The following is a 21,816-nucleotide window of genomic DNA, read 5'->3' on the forward strand; positions in this document are numbered from 1 at the left end:
CCTCCATTAATTATTTCAATTTCAACTTTATAAGTTCAAGATTTTTCTTTAATCGTTCATTATTAGCATCCATCTCACATGCTTTTTTAGCAAAATCATATGACCTATCATAAAGACCGAGGTGGTAAGTACAAATTGCCCCAAGGTCATAAAACGTCTGATTCCATGAGCTCGACTCTATTAAATAACTTCCTGATTGTTCAGTAATTTTTAGTGCCTCGCTAACCATTAGGAACACAAGAGGCCAATCTTGTTCTGCATATCCTAGTCTGGCCATGTAAAGGTAAGGTTCACGTATTTTAGGGCATTCTGCAATTGCTTTAAAAAGCCATTCTTTTGCCAGTTGTAAATTTTCTTTTTGCATATAGCATTTAGAAATAAATCTCATAGCAGCAGACCTTTCTTCATTCCATATTGCTGTCTTCATTTTTAGATAACGGTTTAACGTACTAATACTTTCATCATACATATTGTAATACATGTATTCACGACCTAGCCAAAACATAACTCTATCATCATTTGGATTTTCTTCCGCTGAAATTTTTAGTAAAGGTAAATACTGACTCCTTGGTTTTGTCGTATCTGGATAATGATTCAATATTAGACCTTTTATCACGACACATCTTTCATTATTTATATCATTGTATTCAAGTATTTCGTGTACAGGATGAACCCATCTATACCCTTTACGACAATGAATTTTTTTCATGGGATATTGCTTATTAGGAGTACCATCACTATTATAACTACATGTAAACATATATTTTGCTCTAGTATGGAAAGGTAACCATTCATCCTCAAGTTTTTGCCTCCACCCTGGTTCAAATACTTCATCAAGGTCATTGGAAACACAAATATCAACGTCTTCCGGAATATGATCCATTGCTGTATTTCTTGCTACATCAAATCGCCACGGTTCAATTATATCAACATATACAATGGCACCTCTTTTCCTTAGTTTTTCAATAGTGTTATCCGTTGAGCCAGTATCTGTTACTACTACCATATCTGCTTCAGATACAGCATCCATCCAACAATCTACAAATTGTTCTTCGTTTTTGCAAATTGCGTATACACATACTTTATATTTACTCACACTACCACCTGCTAATATATAATTTTCTCTTCTCTCAATATATGAAATATATAAATAACTGATACAAATCTACACTCTTCACTTAAATACTTCTTCTTTGAAATTAACAGTGTCAGAATATGATTATTATTAGTGGAACCACCCTAAACAGAGCAGTCCCACAAACAATTTAAGACTTATACTTTTTTATAATTAACCGAGAAGGATTAAATTTAATTGTGCTCCTACACTTGGAGCTAAACTCATAGTCAATGAAACCGCTGAATCATTTCTCAATGTTATCACATCGCCAGCTGCTAAAGGTAAAATTGCAGTTCCAGACAATTCACCCGTAGCAACTAAAGCTGAAATTGGTGTTGATGCATCTACTGTACCATTTACGGCAATTGCTATGGCAGCGCCAATACCAGCAGTTATAGAAAGACTATAATCAATTTGATAACTACCAGCTAACGTTACAGTTACTGTTGTGGTTCCTACTGTATGAGTAATATTAGCAAGAGGTCCATTGTTGCTGAAAGGAACATCTGCACCTCCTACAACAGTTGCATCTGCTATAGTTGCTAACTCATAGACATAACCATAAGTTGTTACTCCAGGACCTGTTGGTCCTGTGTCACCGGTTGGACCTGTTGGTCCTGTGTCACCGGTTGGACCGATTGGTCCTGTGTCTCCTGTTGGACCTATTGGACCAGTGTCTCCTGTTGGGCCTATTGGGCCTGTATCTCCCGTTGGACCTGTTGGACCAGTGTCTCCTGTTGGACCTATTGGTCCCGTGTCTCCTGTTGGACCTATTGGACCTGTTGGTCCCGTATCTCCTGTTGGACCTGTTGGGCCGGTATCTCCTGTTGGACCTATTGGACCTATTTCAGGAACATCATCTTGTATTACCACAAGAGTTGCAGTTATCGGAACAACTGGAGAATAGTAAACAAGTGATGAACTTCCATTTACAAGTGATACTGTTACAGGAGCTGAAGTTACATCTATAATTCCAACACCTACAACTTCCCCAGTTTTAATAGGAGAAGCACCTTCTGAGAAATCACCTTGAGATGATGATAAGGCAAACGCGGTTCCATTTGATGATGAAGAAATTTGTGTTGCTACCCACCAATTAAAAACATATCTTCCTGCTTCATTAAAAGTCATAACACCAGTCAAACTATTATAACTTATATTTCCTGATGAATATGCAATTGTGTCAAAAACTACATTATCATTAATGCCAACAACACCTGCTGTCGATCTTTCTACTTGCAACGCTATATTACTCATTATACCACTACCTCTGTTATTATTATTTCAGATTTATTATTAATAGAACTGTCCTAATATAGAACAGTTCTATTAATTTTCCAGGGAATATTAATTTTAATTTCCCTTAAACCTAATCAATACCAAGACCTCCACTGACAAACCCAGTGAGTATTGTTGCTATATCAATACCAGCTGTAACACTAGCTGAAAGAACATACATAAGACGAGTGCCCGCCGTAACAGGTATTGAAAGTCCAGTAGTTATCCCACTTGAAGTTGTTCCAACTGCTACAGTTCCTGTAAGCGGAGGAGCAAGAGTTACAGTTGCACCTGGAACAAGTGCGAAGCTATCATTTGGTGTGGTTGAACTGTACAACTGTGCTGTAATTGTAACAGTACTTCCAACGAGGGATGCTGCAGCTGCAATACTATAATACGCAGCCATTGAAGTTATCACACCATCTCTTGGCACTGAGAAAGCGAGACTGGAGCTTCCAGTAACATCAATCAGTCCACCAACAATTAAAGCAACATCATTGCTCCCAAATCCCACAAGTGCCTGAGTTCCTGCCAATCCACCCAAAACTGTGGTCAAAGTTGTTACTCCGCCTGAAGCAAAAGGTATAATTGCTCCAGGTCCTGTTGGGCCTATTGGTCCTGTTGGACCTACTGCTCCTGTTGGGCCTATTGGACCTGTCGGACCTGTTGGGCCTATTGGACCTGTTGGACCTACTGCTCCTGTCGGACCTATTGGACCCGTCGGACCTATTGGACCTGTCGGACCTATTGGACCTGTTGGACCTGTTGGGCCTATTGGACCTGTTGGACCTACTGCTCCTGTTGGGCCTATTGGACCTATTGGACCTGTTGCTCCTGTTGGACCTACTGGACCTGTTGGACCTATTGGACCTGTTGGACCTACTGCTCCTGTTGGACCTATTGGCCCCGTTTGTCCGGTTGCTCCGGTTGCACCCGTTGGCCCTACAGGCCCTATTGGTCCTATTGGTCCTATTGGTCCTTGTGGACCTGTTGCTCCTGTTGCTCCTGTTGCTCCAATTGGACCTTGTGGTCCTATTGGGCCTTGTGGTCCTGTTGCGCCCGTTGCTCCCGTTGCTCCCGTTGCTCCCGTTGCTCCCGTTGCTCCCGTTGCTCCCGTTGGACCCACTGGACCTCTTAACCCTTGAGGACCCCTTGGCCCTTGAGGACCAAATGGGCCTTGCGGACCTTGTGGCCCTCTCGGACCTCTTGGTCCTACACAGCAACAACAATACTGATTGTGACATGGATTATGCCAATGATTGTCGCATGGGTCAATTGGTGGACACCCACAAGAATCATTACAATCTTGCTCACGATCCCATTGTTCCTGCATGTAATTAAAATCTCTATCATAAAAACTCATAAATCTTCCTCCAATTAATAAAATAGCTATATAAATTATTTTTTAACTATTTATAATAATATATGAACAGCCTGTCAATCTGTTACCTTAGAAGTTTATAAAGCGCAGTTCTTTTATTTGCAGGAAAATTTGAATATTGACAAATTAAAAAGGTACGCATAAATGCGTACCTTACAATTATATTAGTATCCTATTATGTGTACCCTAAATTATCAATATAAATTATATTCCTTCAAACAAAGCATCAAACTCTTTACCTGATATTGTTTCTTTTTCTAATAGAGCTTTAGCTACTCTTTCAAGTTTTTCAAAATTTTCACTTAATAATCCTTCAGTCTTATCGTATGCAGTATCAATTATTCTACGCATCTCATTGTCTATTTTAGCTGCAACTTCTTCACTGTAATTTCTCATCTTATTAAAATCTCTACCTAAGAATATCTCATCATCATTTGTTCCATATGCCATAGGTCCAAGAGCATCACTCATACCATAAGTAGTTACCATTGCTCTTGCAATTTTAGTAGCTCTTTCAATATCATTAGAAGCACCTGTTGATATATCATTAAGGGCCAATTTTTCTGCTACTCTTCCACCTAATAACCTAACAATATTTTCTTCCATCTCAGATTTTGATGCATACGACCTATCTTCCTCTGGTAAATACATTGTGAATCCACCAGCACCACCTCTCGGAATAATAGTTATCATATGAACTGGGTCTTTTGAAGACGATAGCTTAGCAACAACCGCGTGACCAGCTTCGTGAAACGCTGTAAGCTTTCTTTCACTATCACTAATTACCTTGCTCCTTTTTTCAGGACCTGCAATTACCTTAGTTATTGCTTCTTCAATTGTATCCATTGTTATTAAAGTTTTATTGTGTCTTGCTGACAATAACGCAGCTTCATTCATAGCATTTTCCAAATCAGCAGGAGTAAATCCTGGTGTTCTTTTTGCAACAACTTCTAAATCTATGTCTTCGCCTAATGGCTTCTTTTTTACGTGAATTTTCAATATTTCTTCTCTTGCTTTAACATCAGGTAAACCAACATGAACTTGTCTATCGAATCTACCTGGCCTTAATAAGGCTGGATCAAGTATATCAGGTCTGTTTGTAGCAGCTATTATGATAATTCCTTCATTTCCACCAAATCCATCCATTTCAACTAACAACTGATTTAATGTCTGTTCTCTTTCATCATTGCCGCCGCCCATTCCAGCGCCTCTTTTTCTACCAACTGCATCTATTTCATCAATAAACACTATACAAGGTGAACTTTTTTTAGCTTGATCAAACAAATCCCTTACTCTTGATGCTCCAACGCCGACAAACATTTCAACAAAGTCAGAACCACTTATACTAAAAAACGGAACTCCAGCTTCACCAGAAACTGCCTTTGACAAATATGTTTTACCTGTTCCAGGAGGTCCAACTAACAATACTCCTTTAGGAATACGAGCACCTAGTTTAATAAATTTAACTGGATTTTTTAAAAAATCCACAATTTCGCTCAACTCTTCTTTTTCTTCATCCAAACCTGCTACATCAGCAAAAGTAATTTTTTTGTCTGGGTCGTCATCCTTATGAAGCTTTGCCCTGCTTTTTCCAAATGACATTGCTTTTCCTGCTCCTCCACCTTGGGACTGACGCATGAAAACAAACCACAAAACTCCTAATAAAACAAGCATTCCCAACGTAGGCAATATTTGTACCCACAATGGTGTTGCCGGAACTGGTTTTCCCTCAATTACTATACTACCATCTTCAACCTTATCTGCAAGATATTTATCATAAAATCCTGAAGAAAAGACAAAAATACTTGGTACATATGATGTAAAAGGTGTATCGTCATTGTAAACTCCCTTCACTTCACTTTCTGTGAAGGTTAATGACTTAACATTTTCATTTTCTACTTGAACTATAAGTTCACTATAAGTTATCTGCTGAACTTGTGCTACTGGTTCAACCATACTTTTTACTATTAAAATTATCACAGCGAATATAACTATGTACATCGCTATGCTACGCATAAACCCTTTCAATTATAGCCTCCTTCTGTCTAAAAGACCCTTAAATTTCCACCCTAATATTGTAACATATAGAATTTTATATTACAAATATTTTATTAACTATAATTCCTATTCCGAATAAACTTCTTCCTTTAATACTGCAACATAAGGTAAATTTCTATATTTTTCAGCATAATCAAGCCCATAACCTACAACGAATTCATCTGGAACTTGGAATCCAGTGTATTTTATATTAATATTTGCTGTCCTTCTGTCTGGCTTATCAAGAATTGTACATATTTCTACAGATTCAGGACCTCTTGCCTTTAAATTTTCTATTAAATAAGATAAAGTTAAACCTGAGTCAATTATATCCTCTACTATAAGTATGTGTTTGCCTTCAATGCCCTTATCTAAATCTTTCAATATTCTAACTACTCCTGAAGATTTAGTATCACAGCCATAGCTTGAAACTGCCATAAAATCAATCTCTAAAGGCAAGTCTATTCTTTTCATTAAATCACTAACGAAAACAACAGCTCCTTTTAATACACATATTAAAAGTAAATCCTTTCCTTTATAATCCTCTGCTATTTTAGCACCAAGTTCTTTTACCTTTGCTTGTAAGGAATCCTCATCAATGAGAATCTTTTTAATGTCATTGTTCATCTTTCTCCTCCATTATAGTTACTTTTAATATTTTTCTTGTTGAGGATGAAACTTTATAGTTATTGTGAATTCTATAGCCTTCAACCCATATTATATTACTTTCATCTGCAATTATAAGTGTTTTATCTCTCTTTTCTGCAGGCACTTTCATATCAATAAAAATATCCTTTAATTTTTTTCTTCCAGTCATTCCACATGGAATTATATTGTCACCTGATATTCTATTCCTAGCAACTAAATTTCCTATTATCTTGTCGTAATCAATACTAAAACTTTTCTTATTATTAAAAACATAATCAGATGATTCTAGAATTTCACAAACAATAGTCTTCCCTATTTCTCTAATATGTAATGGCAAGTCGACTTTGATATTATATTCAAAATGTTCAACTTTTTCAATATTTTTCCTAATTACTAAATTATTATAGCTAATTTCTACAATTAAACCCTCTGACAAATCAATTTTTTTGCCTGTTTTGCCATTTCTAATAAATTCATTAGCATACTCTATATGCTTCATTTCAATATTATTTGCGTGTCCTTTTAAAAGTTCAATTGCTTTTCTAACAATTCTACCTACTTCGTAGTCTTCCATATTTTTTAATTTATACAAGTCAAAAAATATTTCATTTTCATTTTCTTTTAGTAATATGTCTTGATATTTTATATTTATATACTTCTCAATGATTTTACTGTCCTTATCCATTATCTCGGACATACGGAATAGAGTATTCTGAATATTAGGATTAAACTCCTTTTCTAGATATGGTATCAAATTTAATCTAATTTTGTTTCTACCATAAATCGCCTGAGTATTTGTTTTATCTGTACAAAACTCATACCTATTTTCTTTTAAATATTTTTCTATAACACTTCTTTTTACATTAAGTATCGGCCTAATTATATCATCTTTCACTAATGACATAGCACCCAAGCCATCAATGCCCGTTCCCCTAATAATACGTTGTAATACTGTCTCTGCTTGGTCGTTAAGATTGTGAGCTACAGCAATTTTTCCACCACCAATAGACTTTAAATTGTCTCTAAAAAAATTATACCTCAAAATTCGACCTGCCTCTTCTTCAGTTACATGAAGTTCATTTGCGTATTCAGTGGCATTTTTTCTTTTAACAAATAATTTAACACCGTATTGGATACATAAAGCTCGGACAAAATCTTCATCGTGGTCTGCATCCTCGCCTCTATACATATGGTTTATATGAGAAGCATACAGATTAAAACTTAAAGTTTCCTTTAACAACCTCAAATTATGAAACAAGAAAACAGAATCAGGTCCACCTGAAAAACCAATTAAAACATTGTCTCCTTGATTTATTAAATTGTTTTGTAATATATTATATTTTACTAAATTATACATATTTTATCCTCTTATCTAATACATGTCTGTAATTATATCACATAAAAAAGCAAATTAAAAATATTTTTTAAACTTTCCTTTTGATAGCTATATAAAAAATATCACAATACTATTAAAAAATCAATCATCAATGGATTAATAAAAATAAAAAAAGTAAAACCATTACGCAATTTTTTAAATACACAACAACCCTAAAATCCACTGCAAATACAATGAGTTTCAAGGTCTTAATTTCTTAACTATTTGCACTTCCAAAACCAAACAACTTAAATGCATTATCATACAACACTTTTCTTCTATCATTAGCATTAGGGAAAAGCTTCTCAACAGTCTTCAATAATGTACCATAATCAATTCTCTCTGGTGCTCTTAAAAATGGCCAATCAGAACCCCAAATACAATTGTCCAAACCAAAATCTTCTACCAATTTATAAACATATGGCCATGCATCACAATAAGGAACAGATTCATTTGAAAATTTTTCGTATCCAGATAGCTTAATAGTGGCACGACCAGTTCGACCGAGCTTTAGTAGTGATTGAAAACCAGCTTGTTCTATACCATTTTTTAAAATTGGTTTGCCACAATGGTCAATTAATAATCGAACACTTGAACCCTCAAGCAATGGCATCAAAGGTAAAACTTCATCTCCCTCAAATTGAACTTGCAAAAACATGTCTAGCTTTTCAAGTTTTCCTAAAAGTTCTCTAGTATTCAAATAATAATTTGTACCCATAGCTGAAGTATTAAAAGCAACCCCAACAATTCCAGCTTTCTTCAAACGTTGAAGCTCTGACAATTCAACATCATTTTCTACTACTGCAATTCCTTTAAATTTACCATCACTTCTTGCTATAGAATCTAATAAACATCTATTATCAGTGGCATATCCAGAATTTGGACCCACTACCAAAGCATAACTCAGTCCATACGCCTCAAATAATTGTAATAATTGTTTAGCTGTACTAATTTCATGTCCCTTAGGGTGATATGCAACACTATCTTTATATGGAAATTGTACAGGATCGAAAATATGGTTATGACAATCAATTTTAGGTTCATCAAAAATATTCATTTATTATTTACTCCTTTAATTTTTATCCTTAATCTTTGTTAGAGATTGTATTTTTCTCCTGGGGCTAATATATGCAGCCTGTTTGGATTAACAATTTTGCCCTCTACATCCTTTGGATTGGCATTAAAGGCATCTTTATCTGGATTATAATATGTTCCGTAATGATACATTATAAGTTTCGTATCCAACAATGTATTTGCAAGCAATATAGAATTTTCAAAACCAAAGTGATATTCATCATTTGAAAAATCTATAAACATTAAATCTACATCTTTCATTTGCAAATGCTCATCTAACAATTTGGAATCACCTGGTGCCCATATATTACCATCACATGTTTTCATAAAAAATCCGCAGCAGTCATCTGGTCCAAAACACCAATCAAACTCAGGTCTATTTTCCTGCCAAGAATGCGAAGCACGAGTAAGTGTAATTTCTATATCACCAATTCTAAAAGTTGAACCAATTTCATGGCTAATGATGCTAGCACTATCTATTTCAAACGACTTAAGTTTATTAGAAACAAATTCAGTACCATGAAACACAGTACCTTTTTTTGATAATTCAATTGCACTTAACTCTCCTAGGTGGTCATAATCAGAATGTGTATATAATACTGCATCAACTTTTTTAATTTTCGATGGAACTATTGGTGAACTTACTAATAAAGTCTGACCAGTTTCACTCATTGAACTATTCTGAGGGTCTGTGCAAATAACTGGGTCAATCATAATTATAGTACCACGGCTATTTATTAATATTCCTCCAGAGCCTAACCAATACACTGAAGTTGAATTTTGCAATTTAAAATCATCTTCCCTCATTTGAATCGTACTTGGGGCGGTTGCTTGAAATTTTTGTGTTTTCATATTATCATCTCCACTTCAGGTATATATAAATTAAATTTTTGGGTGTTTTTAGCAATTACTTTTATCATTATATACGTCTCCCTTATCTATTACTTCTTTTACAACTCTTTTTTCTAAAGCTTCTAGTATACTTATTCTATCAGAAAAAGATTTTTCTGACAACTCACTAATATTTCTAATTTATCTAAATTTCCATTTCTAGGAACTATTAATTGATATATCATATAAAACCTCCCGTCCTATATAAAGGACGAGAGGTTAACTTTCGGTATTACAGTCAAGCTTATACAATCAGCCGACTAATCATGATGGAATTCACCAGAGCTTATCCTATTTTAGTTACTAGAACAGTCATATCATCTATTATTGTATTTTGCCCTCTAAGAGCGAAACTTAATATTGAATTTGCAATCATTTGTGGATCCTTTTCCCTTAATGTTTCCAAATATCTTTCTAATGATTTCTTATTATCTAGATTAATCGAATCAATTATTCCATCTGAAATCATTATAATTATATCTCCTTTTCTAATAGTTCTTTTAAACATGTTGTATTCAAAATTATCGAGTATGCCCATTGGAAGACTTTTACTTTCAACTTTCTCTAAAACACCACCACTTAATATGAATGAAGGTGAAGAGCCAGCTTTATAAAGCCTAATTTCTTTTAACCCGTAATCTATAATATGAAGATCAAAAGTAACATATCTTTCATCATCAAACTTTAACATCAAGAGAGAGTTCAAAGTTTTAATAGTTTGTTCTTCTGTGAAATCAGTATAAAGAAACCTAGATAGCATTCCAACAGTACCATTACTTTCATTAAAAGCATCTACTCCAGAACCAATACCATCACATAAAACAGTATAGTACTTGTCCGATTTGCCTGCATAGTAATAACTATCACCTGACATCGGACTTCCATCTTTTGTAGCTTTTGCTACATATGTTTTAATCTTAACCCTATTCACATTCTTAAATTTTAAAACATAATAATTTTGCGAAGCTGTAATTTTCTCAGTGCATTTTACTCTAACGCCGCATATATTTCTAACCGCAAATATAATTGATTCCTCTGATTGTTCAGGAGTTTTTTCAGACTTAATAGTAACGCTTAAAAAAATCGAACCTTTATTTCCAGATATTATTTCTAAATACTTAACATTTATATTTTCCCACAAAAGCTGTTCTTTAATTTTATCTTTTGCTTTGTCTGTAAAAATATTTAGTAATTTTTGGTCAGATGATTTCGTTCTTGATACTCTTCTATATCTCTTAGTTACAGTATCAGAAGCGGTGGCAGCCGCTACAGCTTTAATTTCTTTATTAATTATATTTTTTTTAGATTCATGTTCTTTAAAAGAATGAATATTTTCTTTTTTCCTATTTAATTTGACCTTCTCAATAATATTGATTCCTTCATTTACTAATATAATGCTACTAAAAATAAAAAGTGCTTCAAACACATTTAACAATACTCCAGTTACATTGAAACCATCAACAATCAAAATTGATGTTTTAGAGCTAAATAAAACGATTGCTGAATATGCTGATATAATAACAATGGGTTTCTTTTCATCGTTTCTAAAATTATAAAAGAACAAGTAAATCGCAATTAGCATAACTGTGTAAACAAAACTAAACTCCACCGATAGTACAGAAAATTCAGACACTAAAAGAGCAACTACAGAAGGTCCATTGATATAATAATATAAACTTAACACAATAATTGAAAAAGGAAATATTTCACCTATGATGGTATATCTAGAAATAAAAAAACACACTAACAAAACTAGCCAATTGTTTTTTATGTGTTCAAATCCATTTTTTAAACTCAAAGAAATAAAATTTAAATCATACTTTTTTTCATTCGCTCTATCTAACATAATCCCCCACCCCTATAAGTATTAATCACTATGTTAGCAGATATACATGTAGAAAAGTGTCAAAAAATGCTCGCCTTATAAATTTTTATAAAGCGAGCATTCTATATATAATATACTTTAAGATTTGATATTTAATTATTTATTATATCATCACCTGTTGTTTCATCATCAAATCCTATTCCTTTTATAAACTTATTATCATTTTTATTTTTATCAATATATATAATTTCATTTGGCTTTACCATTTTATATTGATCTCTAGCCACTTCTTCAATTAAATCCAAAAGGGCATCATCATTACTGATTTTTTCTACATCTTGCTTTAGTTTATTTGCTTCTTTTTCTGCATCTGATTTTTCCAAAGTTTTTTGTGCAATTTGCACATCTAAATTATTAATCATCTGAGTTTGATTAAAAGCAGTATAAGCAAAATATAAAACAAAGATAACAAAAAATAAGTTAAATACATTTAATTTGTTTTTCTTCTTTTTTGGAGTTTCTCTTTTATTTCTTCTCTTATTTTGTTTAATTTCCATTTCTCTTCTTCTAAAATCATCATTACTTATTCTGTTTTTTAACTCGATTATCTTTTGGTCTTCGTTCATTTATCTTATGCCTCCTTTTTCTAGCTTTTACCTTCCTCATTTGCTTCTTTTTATTATATATCATTTTTCTTTTTTTGGAAACCTTTTTTAACTTGAATTTAAAAAACTTATATCTTCTTTTTGCTTTATTTACTCCTATTTCTACTTTAATTTTAACTGGTTTTAAAATTTTCTTTATCTTTCCAATTAGAAATTTCATTGGATAAATCATAAATGATATAAATTTACTAATTAATGATATTATAAAATCAATACAAAAAATAAAAATTTTGAGGATATAATTGCTTATTCCATAAAAATACAGAAGTGCACCCAGCAAAAATCCCATAAGTATAAAAAATCTTAAATTACCATAACTTATTTCATATATTATTTGTATACTTAAATAAACGCTAACAATCCAATAAGCTATATCACCAACAGCAGTACCAATCACACCAAATTTTACATAATGTCGTATAAGCCTGTAAACATCCCAAATGAATCCGAGAAACATTCCCCCCATTATGGATACCATGAGCATGTATTCTTGAGAGTAAGGTAAAAAGTCCATAACTAATATTCTCTACTTAAATAATTTCTTTATAAAACTTACTTTTTCCTTATTGCTATCATCGTCAGAATATATTAGAACATTAATATCCCCTTTAACCATGAGTTTACCCTCATCAACATTTAGTTTGCTAATATTAAGTCTTTGGCCTTTTATTGTTAACTTACCTTTGTTTGTTAGCAAAATAACAGTCTCATCATTAAAGTTATCTACTCCTTCAACACCTGTAACATTTAAAGTTTCTTTATTTTCAAGCAATAAGCTTTGAATTACTTTATCATCCATATAAAATCCCCCTAATCATAGAATATAGCTCGATTAATAAATTATATGAACTAAATTATAAAAATATAACTGATATAAAAATATGTTTTCTTCATAAATATATAATAAGCATTACATATATATTTTTTAAACAATGCATAATTATAGCTTTTTCTATAAATATAAATAACTTTTTTTGATAAGATACTATTACTGTTTTTTGTTGCTATTAAATCATAGTAAAATTTTATCACCCATATAATAGCGGCAGTTGATAATGTATTATAATTTAAAAATATTTATAAATTTTACTTGCAACTTAATAAGAAATATGCTATATTTATAAAAAATTATAAACCGAATAGCAAAAAGGAGGTGAATTTGTGTCTTTTATTATGGTTTATTAAAAAAAATAAAAATCAGGAGGTTTTCATGGAGAAGACAAAGGAAAAGAAAAAATCCCGTGTTCCACACAGTTATGTAATACTATTTTTAATGATTATTATTATGGCTATACTTACTTATGTAATACCGGCAGGACAATTCGAGAGAGTTGATGTTGGAGGAAGAACTGTTGTTGACCCTAGTTCATATTCATCAGTTGAATCTAATCCTGCAACTATATTTGATGTTTTTAAAGCGGTACCAAAAGGACTAGGTGCAGCTCAAAGTATTGTGTTTTTTATATTTATTGTTGGTGGATCCTTTAATATTATTACTCAAACAGGGGCTATTGAAGCTGGAATAAGTAAAATTGCAGTAAGTTTAAAAGGAAAAGAAAAACTGCTAATCCCATTGATAGTATTAATATTTTCCATTGGTGGTGGAACTATTGGTATGGCCGAAGAAGCAATTGTTTTTGTACCAATTGGTATTGCACTATCACGAGCTCTTGGCTATGATGCAGTAGTAGGTATGGCAATTGTATCACTAGGAGCTGCCGTTGGTTTTACATCTGGATTTATGAATCCTTTTACTGTTGGTGTAGCACAAGGAATTGCTGAGATACCTTTATTTACAGGTATAGAGTTAAGACTTGTTATATGGGTTGCTTCACTAGTACTTGTAATTGCTTATATATACAGATATGCAAACAAGGTAAAAGCTAATCCTGAATTAAGCATAGTATATGATCTTGAGCAAGAAGAAAAAGACCATGTTATTGATTTAAGCAATGTAATGGAAATGACAAAAAAACACGTTATGGTACTATTAGTATTTGCACTAGGAATGGTATTATTAATATTTGGAGTATTTAAATATGGATGGTACATTACAGAAATTGCTGCAATATTTATAGCTATGGGAATTATAGCTGGTTTAGTTGGTGGAATGAACGTAAATGAAATAGCTAAGGAATTTATTCTCGGAGCTAAGGAAATGACTACAGGTGCAATAGTTGTTGGTGTTGCAAGAGGAATGCTCGTAATTATGGAAAGTGGTCTTATTCTAGATTCAATTGTAAATGGATTAGCATCAGCTATTACTATGCTTCCAAAAAGTATCAGTGCAGTGGGTATGCTGGTTGTACAATCATTTATAAACTTTTTCATTCCTTCAGGTTCAGGTCAAGCAGCAACTACAATGCCTATAATGACACCTCTCGCAGATGTAATTGGCTTAACTAGACAAACAGCTGTTCTTGCTTATCAATTTGGTGATGGTATATCTAATTCTATTGTCCCTACATCAGGAGTTCTTTTAGCAAACTTATCTGTTGCTAAAATTAAATATGATAGCTGGGTAAAATTTGTATGGCCTCTAATCATATTGTGGACATTAATGGCTGCAGTGTTTATGGTAATTGCTACAGCTATTACTTATGGACCATTCTAAAGTTATACAAACTAAAAAACGGGGTTGTACTCATCATTACAACTCCGTTTTTTTAGCGTTTTATCTCATTTCATGCTTTTTATAGCTGCCGTAAGCTCATGTATGCACTCCGATAATTGATCAAGTTTATTTTCTATACGAACTAATAAAAATATCGTAACGACTATAGGAAATCCTAAATTAGCTATTTGCTTAAAAAGTTCCTCCATGATTGTCACCACCCATTAATTTTTTTAGTTTTCTCAAAGTCGTATATTTTCTCCAAACAACAGTCCTGTAAGCTTTTTGCAATTGACTAGATATTTCTTTAATTTCAAGTTCATCTATATAAAACATACTTATAATTTTTTGTTCTTTTTTAGATAACTTTTTAACATTAGACAAAAGTTCATTAATTTCATCTTTTAGCACTACTTCCTCAATTGGATCAAGAGCACAACCTATCAACATACTACCTAATTCTTGACTATTACCCTGTTTTCCAATATTTTGGTTTAAACTAATAGTATTTCTTTGATTTTTAGTATCCCTATAATAGTTTTTATAAAAATAAAATAGGTTTGATTTTATATATCCCAAAAAGTGAACTCCTTTGTTTTCTTCATAGCTTTTCAATGATTTCAGTATAACCACATATCCCTCTTGAACTAAATCTTCTACAATATGGTCATCATGACTATAGTATCTATAAATATTTTTATATATTAGTGGATGCAATTTAGATAATAAAATTTCTTGGGATTTTTTGTCCCCTTTTAAAGATTCTAGAATAATATAATTAATATCAGCGTCCATTTTTTAGTACTCCTATTCTTGAGTCGCAAATTTTTTTGCAACTACAATTATGAAATAACAACATTATATAGTTTAGTAATAAATTAGTAAAATAGGGAGTATTTCATATAAGGTGAAGCAAATGGATAAATTACAACATTAAAAATATGTTTAAATTCAAGTATTTATTAAGGATTGATAGAAATGAAGAATGTAAAAAATCTTTTAAAATATAACAAAATTGATGCCATGCTACCAATTTACGTGAATGATGTAGGTAATTGTACGGAAATAATAACTACCGAATCTGCTTTTATTAATACCACCACAATTGACACTTGTATTAAAAATTTAGCAGACTTTTATAATATAAGCTTATATCACAACAGATTGAATTATGGTTCAGAGCTAGGAATTACAAATAAAGTCCCAATTGTAGTTAACGATGAGTTAATTTATATCTATATAAATGTTAGAGAACCTTTATTTTCCCACGATGCAGCTTATGGATATATTGATGTAAATACAATTAAAGATATATACGAAAAGAATAAAACTGCTGCAATTTTAATGAAATCCGAAAGAGAAATACAAACTAGACAAAGCTTGTCTTCTCTAAAAAGAATGATGCTTTATGCAAGAATCGCAAAGGATATTTATAAAGAGAGAAACTATAAATAGTTGATAAGACTAAAAAATTAATAAACGGTACTCATAAAATGAGTACCGTTTATGCAGTTACTACTAAAATAAAAAAACCATAAAGTTATTACTTCTTAGCAAAGTAACTCTTCATGGTGTTATTTTTCATCTAATATTTTTTTTACTGTTTCCAATAATTCACTAAACATTGTTTTAAACTGTAAATCTTTCAATCCAATTATATCCATATTACATTTACTCAATGGTAACAATAATTTTCTAGCATCACTAATTGCAATAGCCTCTGCCATTTTAGGACTAATCTCACCCATCATTGAATTAGCTGAAATAATTGCTAATGGTCCAATTATTATATCAACTTTACTACTCATCCAAACTACAGCGTTCTCTCCAGTCGCACCATCATCTGCCCCTGATTTTATCATATTAGAAGTTGCTTGAGAATTCGTTCCAAGTGCAATGATTTCAATATCATTATTTTTTAAAGACTTCAATCTTTCTACAACTTGACTTCCAATACCTCCACCCTTTCCATCAATAACAGCTATTTTCATATTATCATTCCTTTTTTATACCTTCTAAGAAATTTGATATGTTTAATAGTAGCTCCTGAATATTATTGGATTTGAGTGATAGTGTTTCTATAGGGCACATTCCAGTTCTGTCACGATTCTTAATATGTGGTGTAGATTTCTCAAATTCATACACAACCGATGAATCTGAAAGTACTTCTACTGCATTTTCAGACAAAACCTTTGTGCACAGTTCCTTGATTTCAGCATACACACAAAGCATTGCTGCTGCTTTTCCTGTAACCCTGTCTGCAATGCTTGAGTCTCTAATTTCTTCTTTAAGCTCACTCACCGCTGTAAACAAAGGTTTTATACCTTTTTCCTTGCTGGTAAAAATTATTTTTCCGTTTTTCACTATAGCTAAAGTTAGCTGTTCTTCTTCTAGCAATTCTTTAGCGATGTCAATATCTTTCATAAACAACTCCTACTTCGAGATTTTATTGATTATATAATAAATCCCATTATTTTTCAAGTTATTTATCTATATCAATAATAATTGTCCCTTTCAGAGACGATAAACTTAGAATTCTCAACATACATATTACCATTATGTTTGCTGTTGTGCGATTTATTTTTTCAATAATCCAATTTTTCTAAAAAAGGTTCCTACACTATCCCGATTTTTAGCCATTAAAGCCTTACCGCATCTACTCGTCCAATTATCATTTATCTTTCCATTTGTTCGTTCCATATAATATTTACTAACCGTTTCATCAAATTCATTGATTAGCTGATCTTGTTTTACGTCATCATAAAAATTAATTTTATGTATTTCTTCTTGAGGCAATCGTGGTTTCAATCCTGGAATCTCGTCTGGATACCCTAAACACAATAAAAACAATGGTGCAACCATATCAGGCAACTTAAATTCTTTTGAAATTGCTTCCACATCATTTCTAATACCACCAACAACAACTCCACCTAAACCTAAACTTTCAGATGCAATATATGCTTTTTGCATAGCTAAACTTGCATCAACAACTGCAACCGTATAACTTTCTGTATTGCTAAATACCTCTTTATCTGTTTCTTTGAAATATTTTTTTCCTCTATTTAAATCTGCACAAAACAATAATACCAACGGTGCCTTTGTAACCCATGTCTGATCACCAGCTATTTCAGAAAGCATATTCTTTTTTGATTGCTCTCTAACCTCAATAATTGTATATGCTTGAAAATGACTTGAAGTAGGTGCCATTTGAGCGCATTTAATAATTGTATCGACAGTTTCTCTATCAATTGGCTTGTCTTTGTATCTCCTAATTGACATGTGATTTAATAGCAAATTAATAGTTTCATTCATAATTTTTCTCCTGTAATGTATTTGTCTTATAATATTATTTTCTTTAATATTACCCATAATTACAATATTTTAAACTATTTATTAAAATTATTATAATTAATATAAATAATTTATCAATGCTAAAATTAATATTAACAGTAATGTATAGCAAACCTCTCTAGAAATAAATTAACGCGAAACACAATATATAAGTTTCGCGCTTTGTTAAATAACTTAAATTCTAATGGTTCAAAACTTTACTCAAAAAATCTCGAGCCCTATCCGTTTTCGGATTAGAGAAAAACACCTCCGGAGTTGCTATTTCAACTATACTTCCAGCATCCATAAAAACTATCTGATCGCATATTTCTCTTGCAAAACCCATTTCATGAGTAACAACAGCCATAGTCATACCTGTTTTCGCAAGGTTTCTCATAACATCTAGTACTTCCTTTATCATTTCCGGGTCTAAAGCTGATGTCGGTTCATCAAAAAGCATTAGTTTTGGATCCATTGCTAATGACCTTGCAATAGCTACACGCTGTTGTTGTCCTCCTGATAACTGTGCTGGATATGATTCAAATTTATCAGCCAATCCCAAGGAAACAAGAATTTCTTTGCCTTTTTTTTCAGCTTTATCTTTATTGACCTTTTTAACATTAATAGGCGCTAGTGTTACATTTTGCAGGGCAGTTAAATGAGAATAGAGATTAAATGATTGAAAAACAAATCCAATATTAGCACGGGCCTTATTGATATCAGTTTTAGGATTATTAATACTTACGCCATCTACAATAATTTCTCCATCTTGAATTTTTTCCAAAGCATTAATAGTTCTTATCAAAGTGCTCTTTCCCGCACCGCTGGGACCTATGATTGCATAAACATTTTGTTCTGGTATTTCTAAATTTATATTTTTTAAAACTTGATTTTTTCCATAGTATTTAGATACATTTTTAATTGAAATCAATATAACACCTCATTTCACTGTTTAATTGTATATTTACGCTCATAATATCTGATAATCTGTGACAAAGTAAATGTCATAACAAAATATAATAGTGCTATAAAAGTCCACACTTCTAATGAACGAAAAGTAGTTGCTACCAGATTTTTCCCTACAAGTGTCAAATCAACTACCGATATAGTTGAAACTAATGATGAATCTTTAATAAGAATTATAAATTGCGAAGCCATAGGTGGTAAAACTGTTCTTACAGCCTGTGGCAAAATAACGAGCATCATAGCTTTCATATATGACATTCCCGATGAACGAGCTGCTTCCATCTGTCCACGAGGAACCGATTGAATACCAGACCTTACAATTTCTGCAATGAAGGCTCCAGAAAATATTGCTAATCCTAAAACAGCAGACCAATAAGCACCTAAATTTAAAAACTGTCCCATTACAAAATAAATCCAAATCAATAGTACTAAAAGCGGTACCCCACGCATAAATTCAACATATAAAACTGCAATTAAAGATAATATTTTATTATTTGAAACTCTGAGTAAACCTATTATAACACCAATAGGAATACTAATAATTAAAGCCAATGCCGATATCTGCAAAGTTAATGCAGCACCTTCAAAAAATATTCCTAAATTTTGAGTTACTACAGACCAATTTAATGTCAAAGCTTTTCCCCCTTCTAATTGATTAAAAAAATGTTTACTATCAATGTTTAGTACATAGATAGTAAACACCATTTAATACTTTTTGTTTATACATTTTTTACCGTTTACATTTTATTTATTTTCTATAGTTGACATCCAATCAGTTGAGTGGAACCATTTATCAATTGATTGTAAATCCGCTGGACCATTTTTATATCCTTCCAAGAATGAATTAACCCATTGTACTGTTTCCAAATCATTTAATTTAACAGGAATACCAAGATTTTCTGCTGAAATCAAATCATAGATTCCTTTTATCTTGTCGCTATACATTATTTCATATTGTCTTATTGGTGGCTCATCATAGATAACTCCATCTGCTTTGCCTTGATTTAAAGCCATACCAGCTGTTGGGAAATCTGCATAATCAACAACTTCTGCATTTTTGTAAAGTTGCTTTGCAAGTAATGCACCTGTTGTTCCTTGTCCAACTGCTATTTTTTTGCCTGCAACATCTAAATCTTGCCAAGACTTTGTAGTTGTATCAGAAGTAGGAATCATTAAAACTTGTCCAGTTGCATAATATGGATTACTGAAGCTTACTGCTAAGGCACGGTCACCTCTTATAGTCATTGCTCCTAATATCATATCTATATCACCAGTTTGAAGTGCAGGTATAAGTCCAGAAAACTCATATTGCTTGAACTCTACAGGAACTCCAAGAGATGCTCCCATTGCATTTGCGATATCAATATCATATCCAACAAAGTTTCCATTTACATCTTTCATTTCAAAAGGTATATATCCAGGTGCAGTACCAATTACAAGCTTACCGTTTTTTTGAATCTTTTCTATTGTAGAAACATCTTTACTTGCAGTTGCAGTATTTCCTAAAGAACAACCAACAAGTGAAAATACTAATAATGCAATCATAATAATAGAAATAATTTTTTTCATTTTTTCTTCCTCCATAATTTTAAATTTCTATATTAATTTTATTAATACCAAGTAAAATCTTTTTTCTAAAATCAATTCCAGTTACTAACCGCCAAAATAATTTAACCTCTCTTCAGAAAAGCAGTTGAACAGTGAACAGTCCCTCTACCTTTTAAAAATTCGGACATCTCGATAGATATTACTTTTATACCATTATCCTCTAATAGCTTTTTACACATTGGATTATTAGCTGCTTGTACAATCACTCCAGGCTTAATAGCAACAAAATTGCATCCAAGTGTATCTACTACTTCCTTAGCAGATGGAGCTTCTAATATCTTTATTCCCTTTTTTCTCAATGCATTACATACATCATATGGCACTTGCGAAGCGTGAACCATTGCTACATCATTACTTGCAAAATTTAACAACCCATCTATATGAATATTACTTGAAGGTATCTGCATATGAATGATATCATCAACACCCATTCTTTTTAGTTCATATTCAACCTGTTCATAACCTGATTTATTAGTTCTGCTACTAGTAGCAAGAATTACCGTTTTTCTATTAACCCACATTGCATTAGCCCCTTCAAATATACCATCTCCATTAATAGTTCTAAGAATAGGAACTCCCAGTTTAGCTAATGCTTGAGCCACATACCGTTCTTCTCCACGTCTAGCTGCCATTCCCGGTCTAGTTACAATTGCTCCTTCTGGTGTCATAAACATTAAATCTCTACAATATACAGCATTAGGTCTATCATCACGTTGTTCCTCTACATAATAAACTTTCACACCATAGTCTTTGTATATCTGAGTCAATACATCGTGTTGTTTTCTAAATAATTCAACATCTACATTATCCCTATATCTGACCAAATCATAGTCAAAATTTTCAATTTCCTTTCCAGGTCTCCTCATTAAAACAGCCTTCAAATCATCAACTTCAGAACCAACTCCCCAATCTCCCCAGTAAAGTGGCATATCCTCTTCAAAATTTGTCTCCTTTGGAAACCATTTATCGCCAGGTATTACATTTGGCTTCTCATCAATAGAACCCAT

Annotated in this window: 22 protein-coding genes and 1 pseudogene; 2 read left to right on the forward strand and 21 right to left on the reverse strand. The window is 32.3% G+C overall.

The features are described from left to right. Positions 1–10 precede the first annotated feature (10 nt). From J2Z76_RS00320 to yabP, 12 genes and pseudogenes are all read right to left on the reverse strand, one after another. Positions 11–1,096, reverse strand: coding sequence for a tetratricopeptide repeat-containing glycosyltransferase (locus tag J2Z76_RS00320; RefSeq protein ID WP_209509995.1), 1,086 nt, complete (start codon positions 1,094–1,096; stop codon positions 11–13). Between the two features lie 192 nt (positions 1,097–1,288). After that, positions 1,289–2,374 carry a BclA C-terminal domain-containing protein gene (locus J2Z76_RS16755; RefSeq protein WP_280922349.1) on the reverse strand — a complete coding sequence of 362 codons (1,086 nt, stop codon included), beginning with the start codon at positions 2,372–2,374 and terminating at the stop codon, positions 1,289–1,291. Positions 2,375–2,486: 112 nt separating this feature from the next. After that, positions 2,487–3,608 (reverse strand): annotated as a pseudogene (locus J2Z76_RS16760) (exosporium glycoprotein BclB-related protein); the annotation flags it as partial. 372 nt (positions 3,609–3,980) lie between these two features. Further along, positions 3,981–5,792 (reverse strand): ATP-dependent zinc metalloprotease FtsH, encoded by a 1,812-nt coding sequence (gene ftsH, locus J2Z76_RS00335; protein WP_209510529.1) that lies wholly within the window; start codon positions 5,790–5,792, stop codon positions 3,981–3,983. Positions 5,793–5,900: 108 nt separating this feature from the next. Next, positions 5,901–6,440 carry a hypoxanthine phosphoribosyltransferase gene (gene hpt / locus J2Z76_RS00340; protein ID WP_209509996.1) on the reverse strand — a complete coding sequence of 180 codons (540 nt, stop codon included), beginning with the start codon at positions 6,438–6,440 and terminating at the stop codon, positions 5,901–5,903. After that, complete coding sequence (gene tilS, locus J2Z76_RS00345; protein WP_209509997.1) at positions 6,430–7,818, reverse strand: tRNA lysidine(34) synthetase TilS; 1,389 nt, start codon at positions 7,816–7,818, stop codon at positions 6,430–6,432. Before tilS ends, hpt begins: the two co-directional genes overlap by 11 nt. A gap of 235 nt (positions 7,819–8,053) precedes the next feature. Further along, entirely contained in the window at positions 8,054–8,893 is an 840-nt protein-coding gene (locus J2Z76_RS00350) for an amidohydrolase family protein (RefSeq protein WP_209509998.1), read from the reverse strand. Positions 8,894–8,931: 38 nt separating this feature from the next. Then, a complete protein-coding gene (locus J2Z76_RS00355; RefSeq protein WP_209509999.1) occupies positions 8,932–9,762 on the reverse strand; it encodes an MBL fold metallo-hydrolase in 831 nt (276 codons plus the stop codon). A 325-nt stretch (positions 9,763–10,087) separates the two neighbouring features. Continuing rightward, positions 10,088–11,647, reverse strand: coding sequence for a PP2C family protein-serine/threonine phosphatase (locus J2Z76_RS00360; RefSeq protein WP_209510000.1), 1,560 nt, complete (start codon positions 11,645–11,647; stop codon positions 10,088–10,090). A 131-nt stretch (positions 11,648–11,778) separates the two neighbouring features. Further along, a complete protein-coding gene (locus tag J2Z76_RS00365; protein WP_209510001.1) occupies positions 11,779–12,252 on the reverse strand; it encodes an FtsB family cell division protein in 474 nt (157 codons plus the stop codon). Next, positions 12,206–12,805: a spore cortex biosynthesis protein YabQ gene (yabQ, locus tag J2Z76_RS00370; RefSeq protein ID WP_209510002.1), complete on the reverse strand. Its 600-nt coding sequence runs from the start codon at positions 12,803–12,805 to the stop codon at positions 12,206–12,208. Before yabQ ends, J2Z76_RS00365 begins: the two co-directional genes overlap by 47 nt. A gap of 12 nt (positions 12,806–12,817) precedes the next feature. Then, positions 12,818–13,090, reverse strand: coding sequence for a sporulation protein YabP (yabP, locus tag J2Z76_RS00375; RefSeq protein ID WP_209510003.1), 273 nt, complete (start codon positions 13,088–13,090; stop codon positions 12,818–12,820). A 411-nt stretch (positions 13,091–13,501) separates the two neighbouring features. Between yabP and J2Z76_RS00380 the strand changes: the two genes are divergently transcribed. Then, positions 13,502–14,905, forward strand: a complete 1,404-nt coding sequence (locus J2Z76_RS00380) for a YfcC family protein (RefSeq protein ID WP_209510004.1) — start codon at positions 13,502–13,504, stop codon at positions 14,903–14,905. 65 nt (positions 14,906–14,970) lie between these two features. Here the strand turns inward: J2Z76_RS00380 and J2Z76_RS00385 are convergent, their stop codons facing one another. Both J2Z76_RS00385 and J2Z76_RS00390 read right to left on the reverse strand, forming a co-directional pair. Continuing rightward, entirely contained in the window at positions 14,971–15,114 is a 144-nt protein-coding gene (locus J2Z76_RS00385) for a YvrJ family protein (RefSeq protein ID WP_209510005.1), read from the reverse strand. Next, positions 15,098–15,700, reverse strand: a complete 603-nt coding sequence (locus J2Z76_RS00390; RefSeq protein WP_209510006.1) for an RNA polymerase sigma factor — start codon at positions 15,698–15,700, stop codon at positions 15,098–15,100. Before J2Z76_RS00390 ends, J2Z76_RS00385 begins: the two co-directional genes overlap by 17 nt. Positions 15,701–15,883: 183 nt before the next feature. Between J2Z76_RS00390 and J2Z76_RS00395 the strand changes: the two genes are divergently transcribed. Next, positions 15,884–16,360, forward strand: a complete 477-nt coding sequence (locus J2Z76_RS00395; protein ID WP_209510007.1) for a hypothetical protein — start codon at positions 15,884–15,886, stop codon at positions 16,358–16,360. A gap of 119 nt (positions 16,361–16,479) precedes the next feature. Here J2Z76_RS00395 and J2Z76_RS00400 read toward each other — a convergent pair whose 3' ends face one another. The 7 genes from J2Z76_RS00400 to J2Z76_RS00430 all read right to left on the reverse strand — a co-directional run bounded on the left by J2Z76_RS00400 (position 16,480) and on the right by J2Z76_RS00430 (position 21,816). Further along, a complete protein-coding gene (locus J2Z76_RS00400) occupies positions 16,480–16,896 on the reverse strand; it encodes a DUF3842 family protein (protein WP_209510008.1) in 417 nt (138 codons plus the stop codon). A gap of 4 nt (positions 16,897–16,900) precedes the next feature. After that, complete coding sequence (locus J2Z76_RS00405) at positions 16,901–17,329, reverse strand: DUF1893 domain-containing protein (RefSeq protein ID WP_209510009.1); 429 nt, start codon at positions 17,327–17,329, stop codon at positions 16,901–16,903. Between the two features lie 153 nt (positions 17,330–17,482). Further along, complete coding sequence (locus J2Z76_RS00410; protein ID WP_209510010.1) at positions 17,483–18,217, reverse strand: nitroreductase family protein; 735 nt, start codon at positions 18,215–18,217, stop codon at positions 17,483–17,485. 220 nt (positions 18,218–18,437) lie between these two features. Continuing rightward, complete coding sequence (locus tag J2Z76_RS00415; RefSeq protein ID WP_425347552.1) at positions 18,438–19,169, reverse strand: amino acid ABC transporter ATP-binding protein; 732 nt, start codon at positions 19,167–19,169, stop codon at positions 18,438–18,440. An 11-nt stretch (positions 19,170–19,180) separates the two neighbouring features. Beyond that, a complete protein-coding gene (locus tag J2Z76_RS00420) occupies positions 19,181–19,834 on the reverse strand; it encodes an amino acid ABC transporter permease (protein WP_245210251.1) in 654 nt (217 codons plus the stop codon). Between the two features lie 111 nt (positions 19,835–19,945). Continuing rightward, entirely contained in the window at positions 19,946–20,770 is an 825-nt protein-coding gene (locus J2Z76_RS00425) for a transporter substrate-binding domain-containing protein (RefSeq protein WP_209510013.1), read from the reverse strand. Positions 20,771–20,871: 101 nt separating this feature from the next. Next, on the reverse strand, positions 20,872–21,816 hold the full coding sequence (locus J2Z76_RS00430; protein WP_209510014.1) for a dimethylarginine dimethylaminohydrolase family protein: 945 nt from the start codon (positions 21,814–21,816) through the stop codon (positions 20,872–20,874).

It is taken from the genome of Sedimentibacter acidaminivorans (assembly GCF_017873955.1).
GTDB classification, from domain to species: Bacteria; Bacillota; Clostridia; order Tissierellales; family Sedimentibacteraceae; genus Sedimentibacter; species Sedimentibacter acidaminivorans.

Excerpts from the sequence above, each read along its gene's own strand:
- J2Z76_RS00385 (WP_209510005.1), bottom strand. The coding sequence starts at position 15,114 with ATGGAGGAACTTTTTAAGCAAATAGCTAATTTAGGATTTCCTATAGTC.
- yabP (WP_209510003.1), bottom strand. The coding sequence starts at position 13,090 with ATGGATGATAAAGTAATTCAAAGCTTATTGCTTGAAAATAAAGAAACT.
- J2Z76_RS00360 (WP_209510000.1), bottom strand. The coding sequence starts at position 11,647 with ATGTTAGATAGAGCGAATGAAAAAAAGTATGATTTAAATTTTATTTCT.
- J2Z76_RS00350 (WP_209509998.1), bottom strand. The coding sequence starts at position 8,893 with ATGAATATTTTTGATGAACCTAAAATTGATTGTCATAACCATATTTTC.
- J2Z76_RS00380 (WP_209510004.1), top strand. The coding sequence starts at position 13,502 with ATGGAGAAGACAAAGGAAAAGAAAAAATCCCGTGTTCCACACAGTTAT.
- J2Z76_RS00355 (WP_209509999.1), bottom strand. The coding sequence starts at position 9,762 with ATGAAAACACAAAAATTTCAAGCAACCGCCCCAAGTACGATTCAAATG.
- ftsH (WP_209510529.1), bottom strand. The coding sequence starts at position 5,792 with ATGCGTAGCATAGCGATGTACATAGTTATATTCGCTGTGATAATTTTA.
- hpt (WP_209509996.1), bottom strand. The coding sequence starts at position 6,440 with ATGAACAATGACATTAAAAAGATTCTCATTGATGAGGATTCCTTACAA.
- yabQ (WP_209510002.1), bottom strand. The coding sequence starts at position 12,805 with ATGGACTTTTTACCTTACTCTCAAGAATACATGCTCATGGTATCCATA.
- J2Z76_RS16755 (WP_280922349.1), bottom strand. The coding sequence starts at position 2,374 with ATGAGTAATATAGCGTTGCAAGTAGAAAGATCGACAGCAGGTGTTGTT.
- J2Z76_RS00410 (WP_209510010.1), bottom strand. The coding sequence starts at position 18,217 with ATGAATGAAACTATTAATTTGCTATTAAATCACATGTCAATTAGGAGA.
- J2Z76_RS00365 (WP_209510001.1), bottom strand. The coding sequence starts at position 12,252 with ATGAACGAAGACCAAAAGATAATCGAGTTAAAAAACAGAATAAGTAAT.
- tilS (WP_209509997.1), bottom strand. The coding sequence starts at position 7,818 with ATGTATAATTTAGTAAAATATAATATATTACAAAACAATTTAATAAAT.
- J2Z76_RS00405 (WP_209510009.1), bottom strand. The coding sequence starts at position 17,329 with ATGAAAGATATTGACATCGCTAAAGAATTGCTAGAAGAAGAACAGCTA.
- J2Z76_RS00395 (WP_209510007.1), top strand. The coding sequence starts at position 15,884 with ATGAAGAATGTAAAAAATCTTTTAAAATATAACAAAATTGATGCCATG.
- J2Z76_RS00425 (WP_209510013.1), bottom strand. The coding sequence starts at position 20,770 with ATGAAAAAAATTATTTCTATTATTATGATTGCATTATTAGTATTTTCA.
- J2Z76_RS00430 (WP_209510014.1), bottom strand. The coding sequence starts at position 21,816 with ATGGGTTCTATTGATGAGAAGCCAAATGTAATACCTGGCGATAAATGG.
- J2Z76_RS00400 (WP_209510008.1), bottom strand. The coding sequence starts at position 16,896 with ATGAAAATAGCTGTTATTGATGGAAAGGGTGGAGGTATTGGAAGTCAA.
- J2Z76_RS00390 (WP_209510006.1), bottom strand. The coding sequence starts at position 15,700 with ATGGACGCTGATATTAATTATATTATTCTAGAATCTTTAAAAGGGGAC.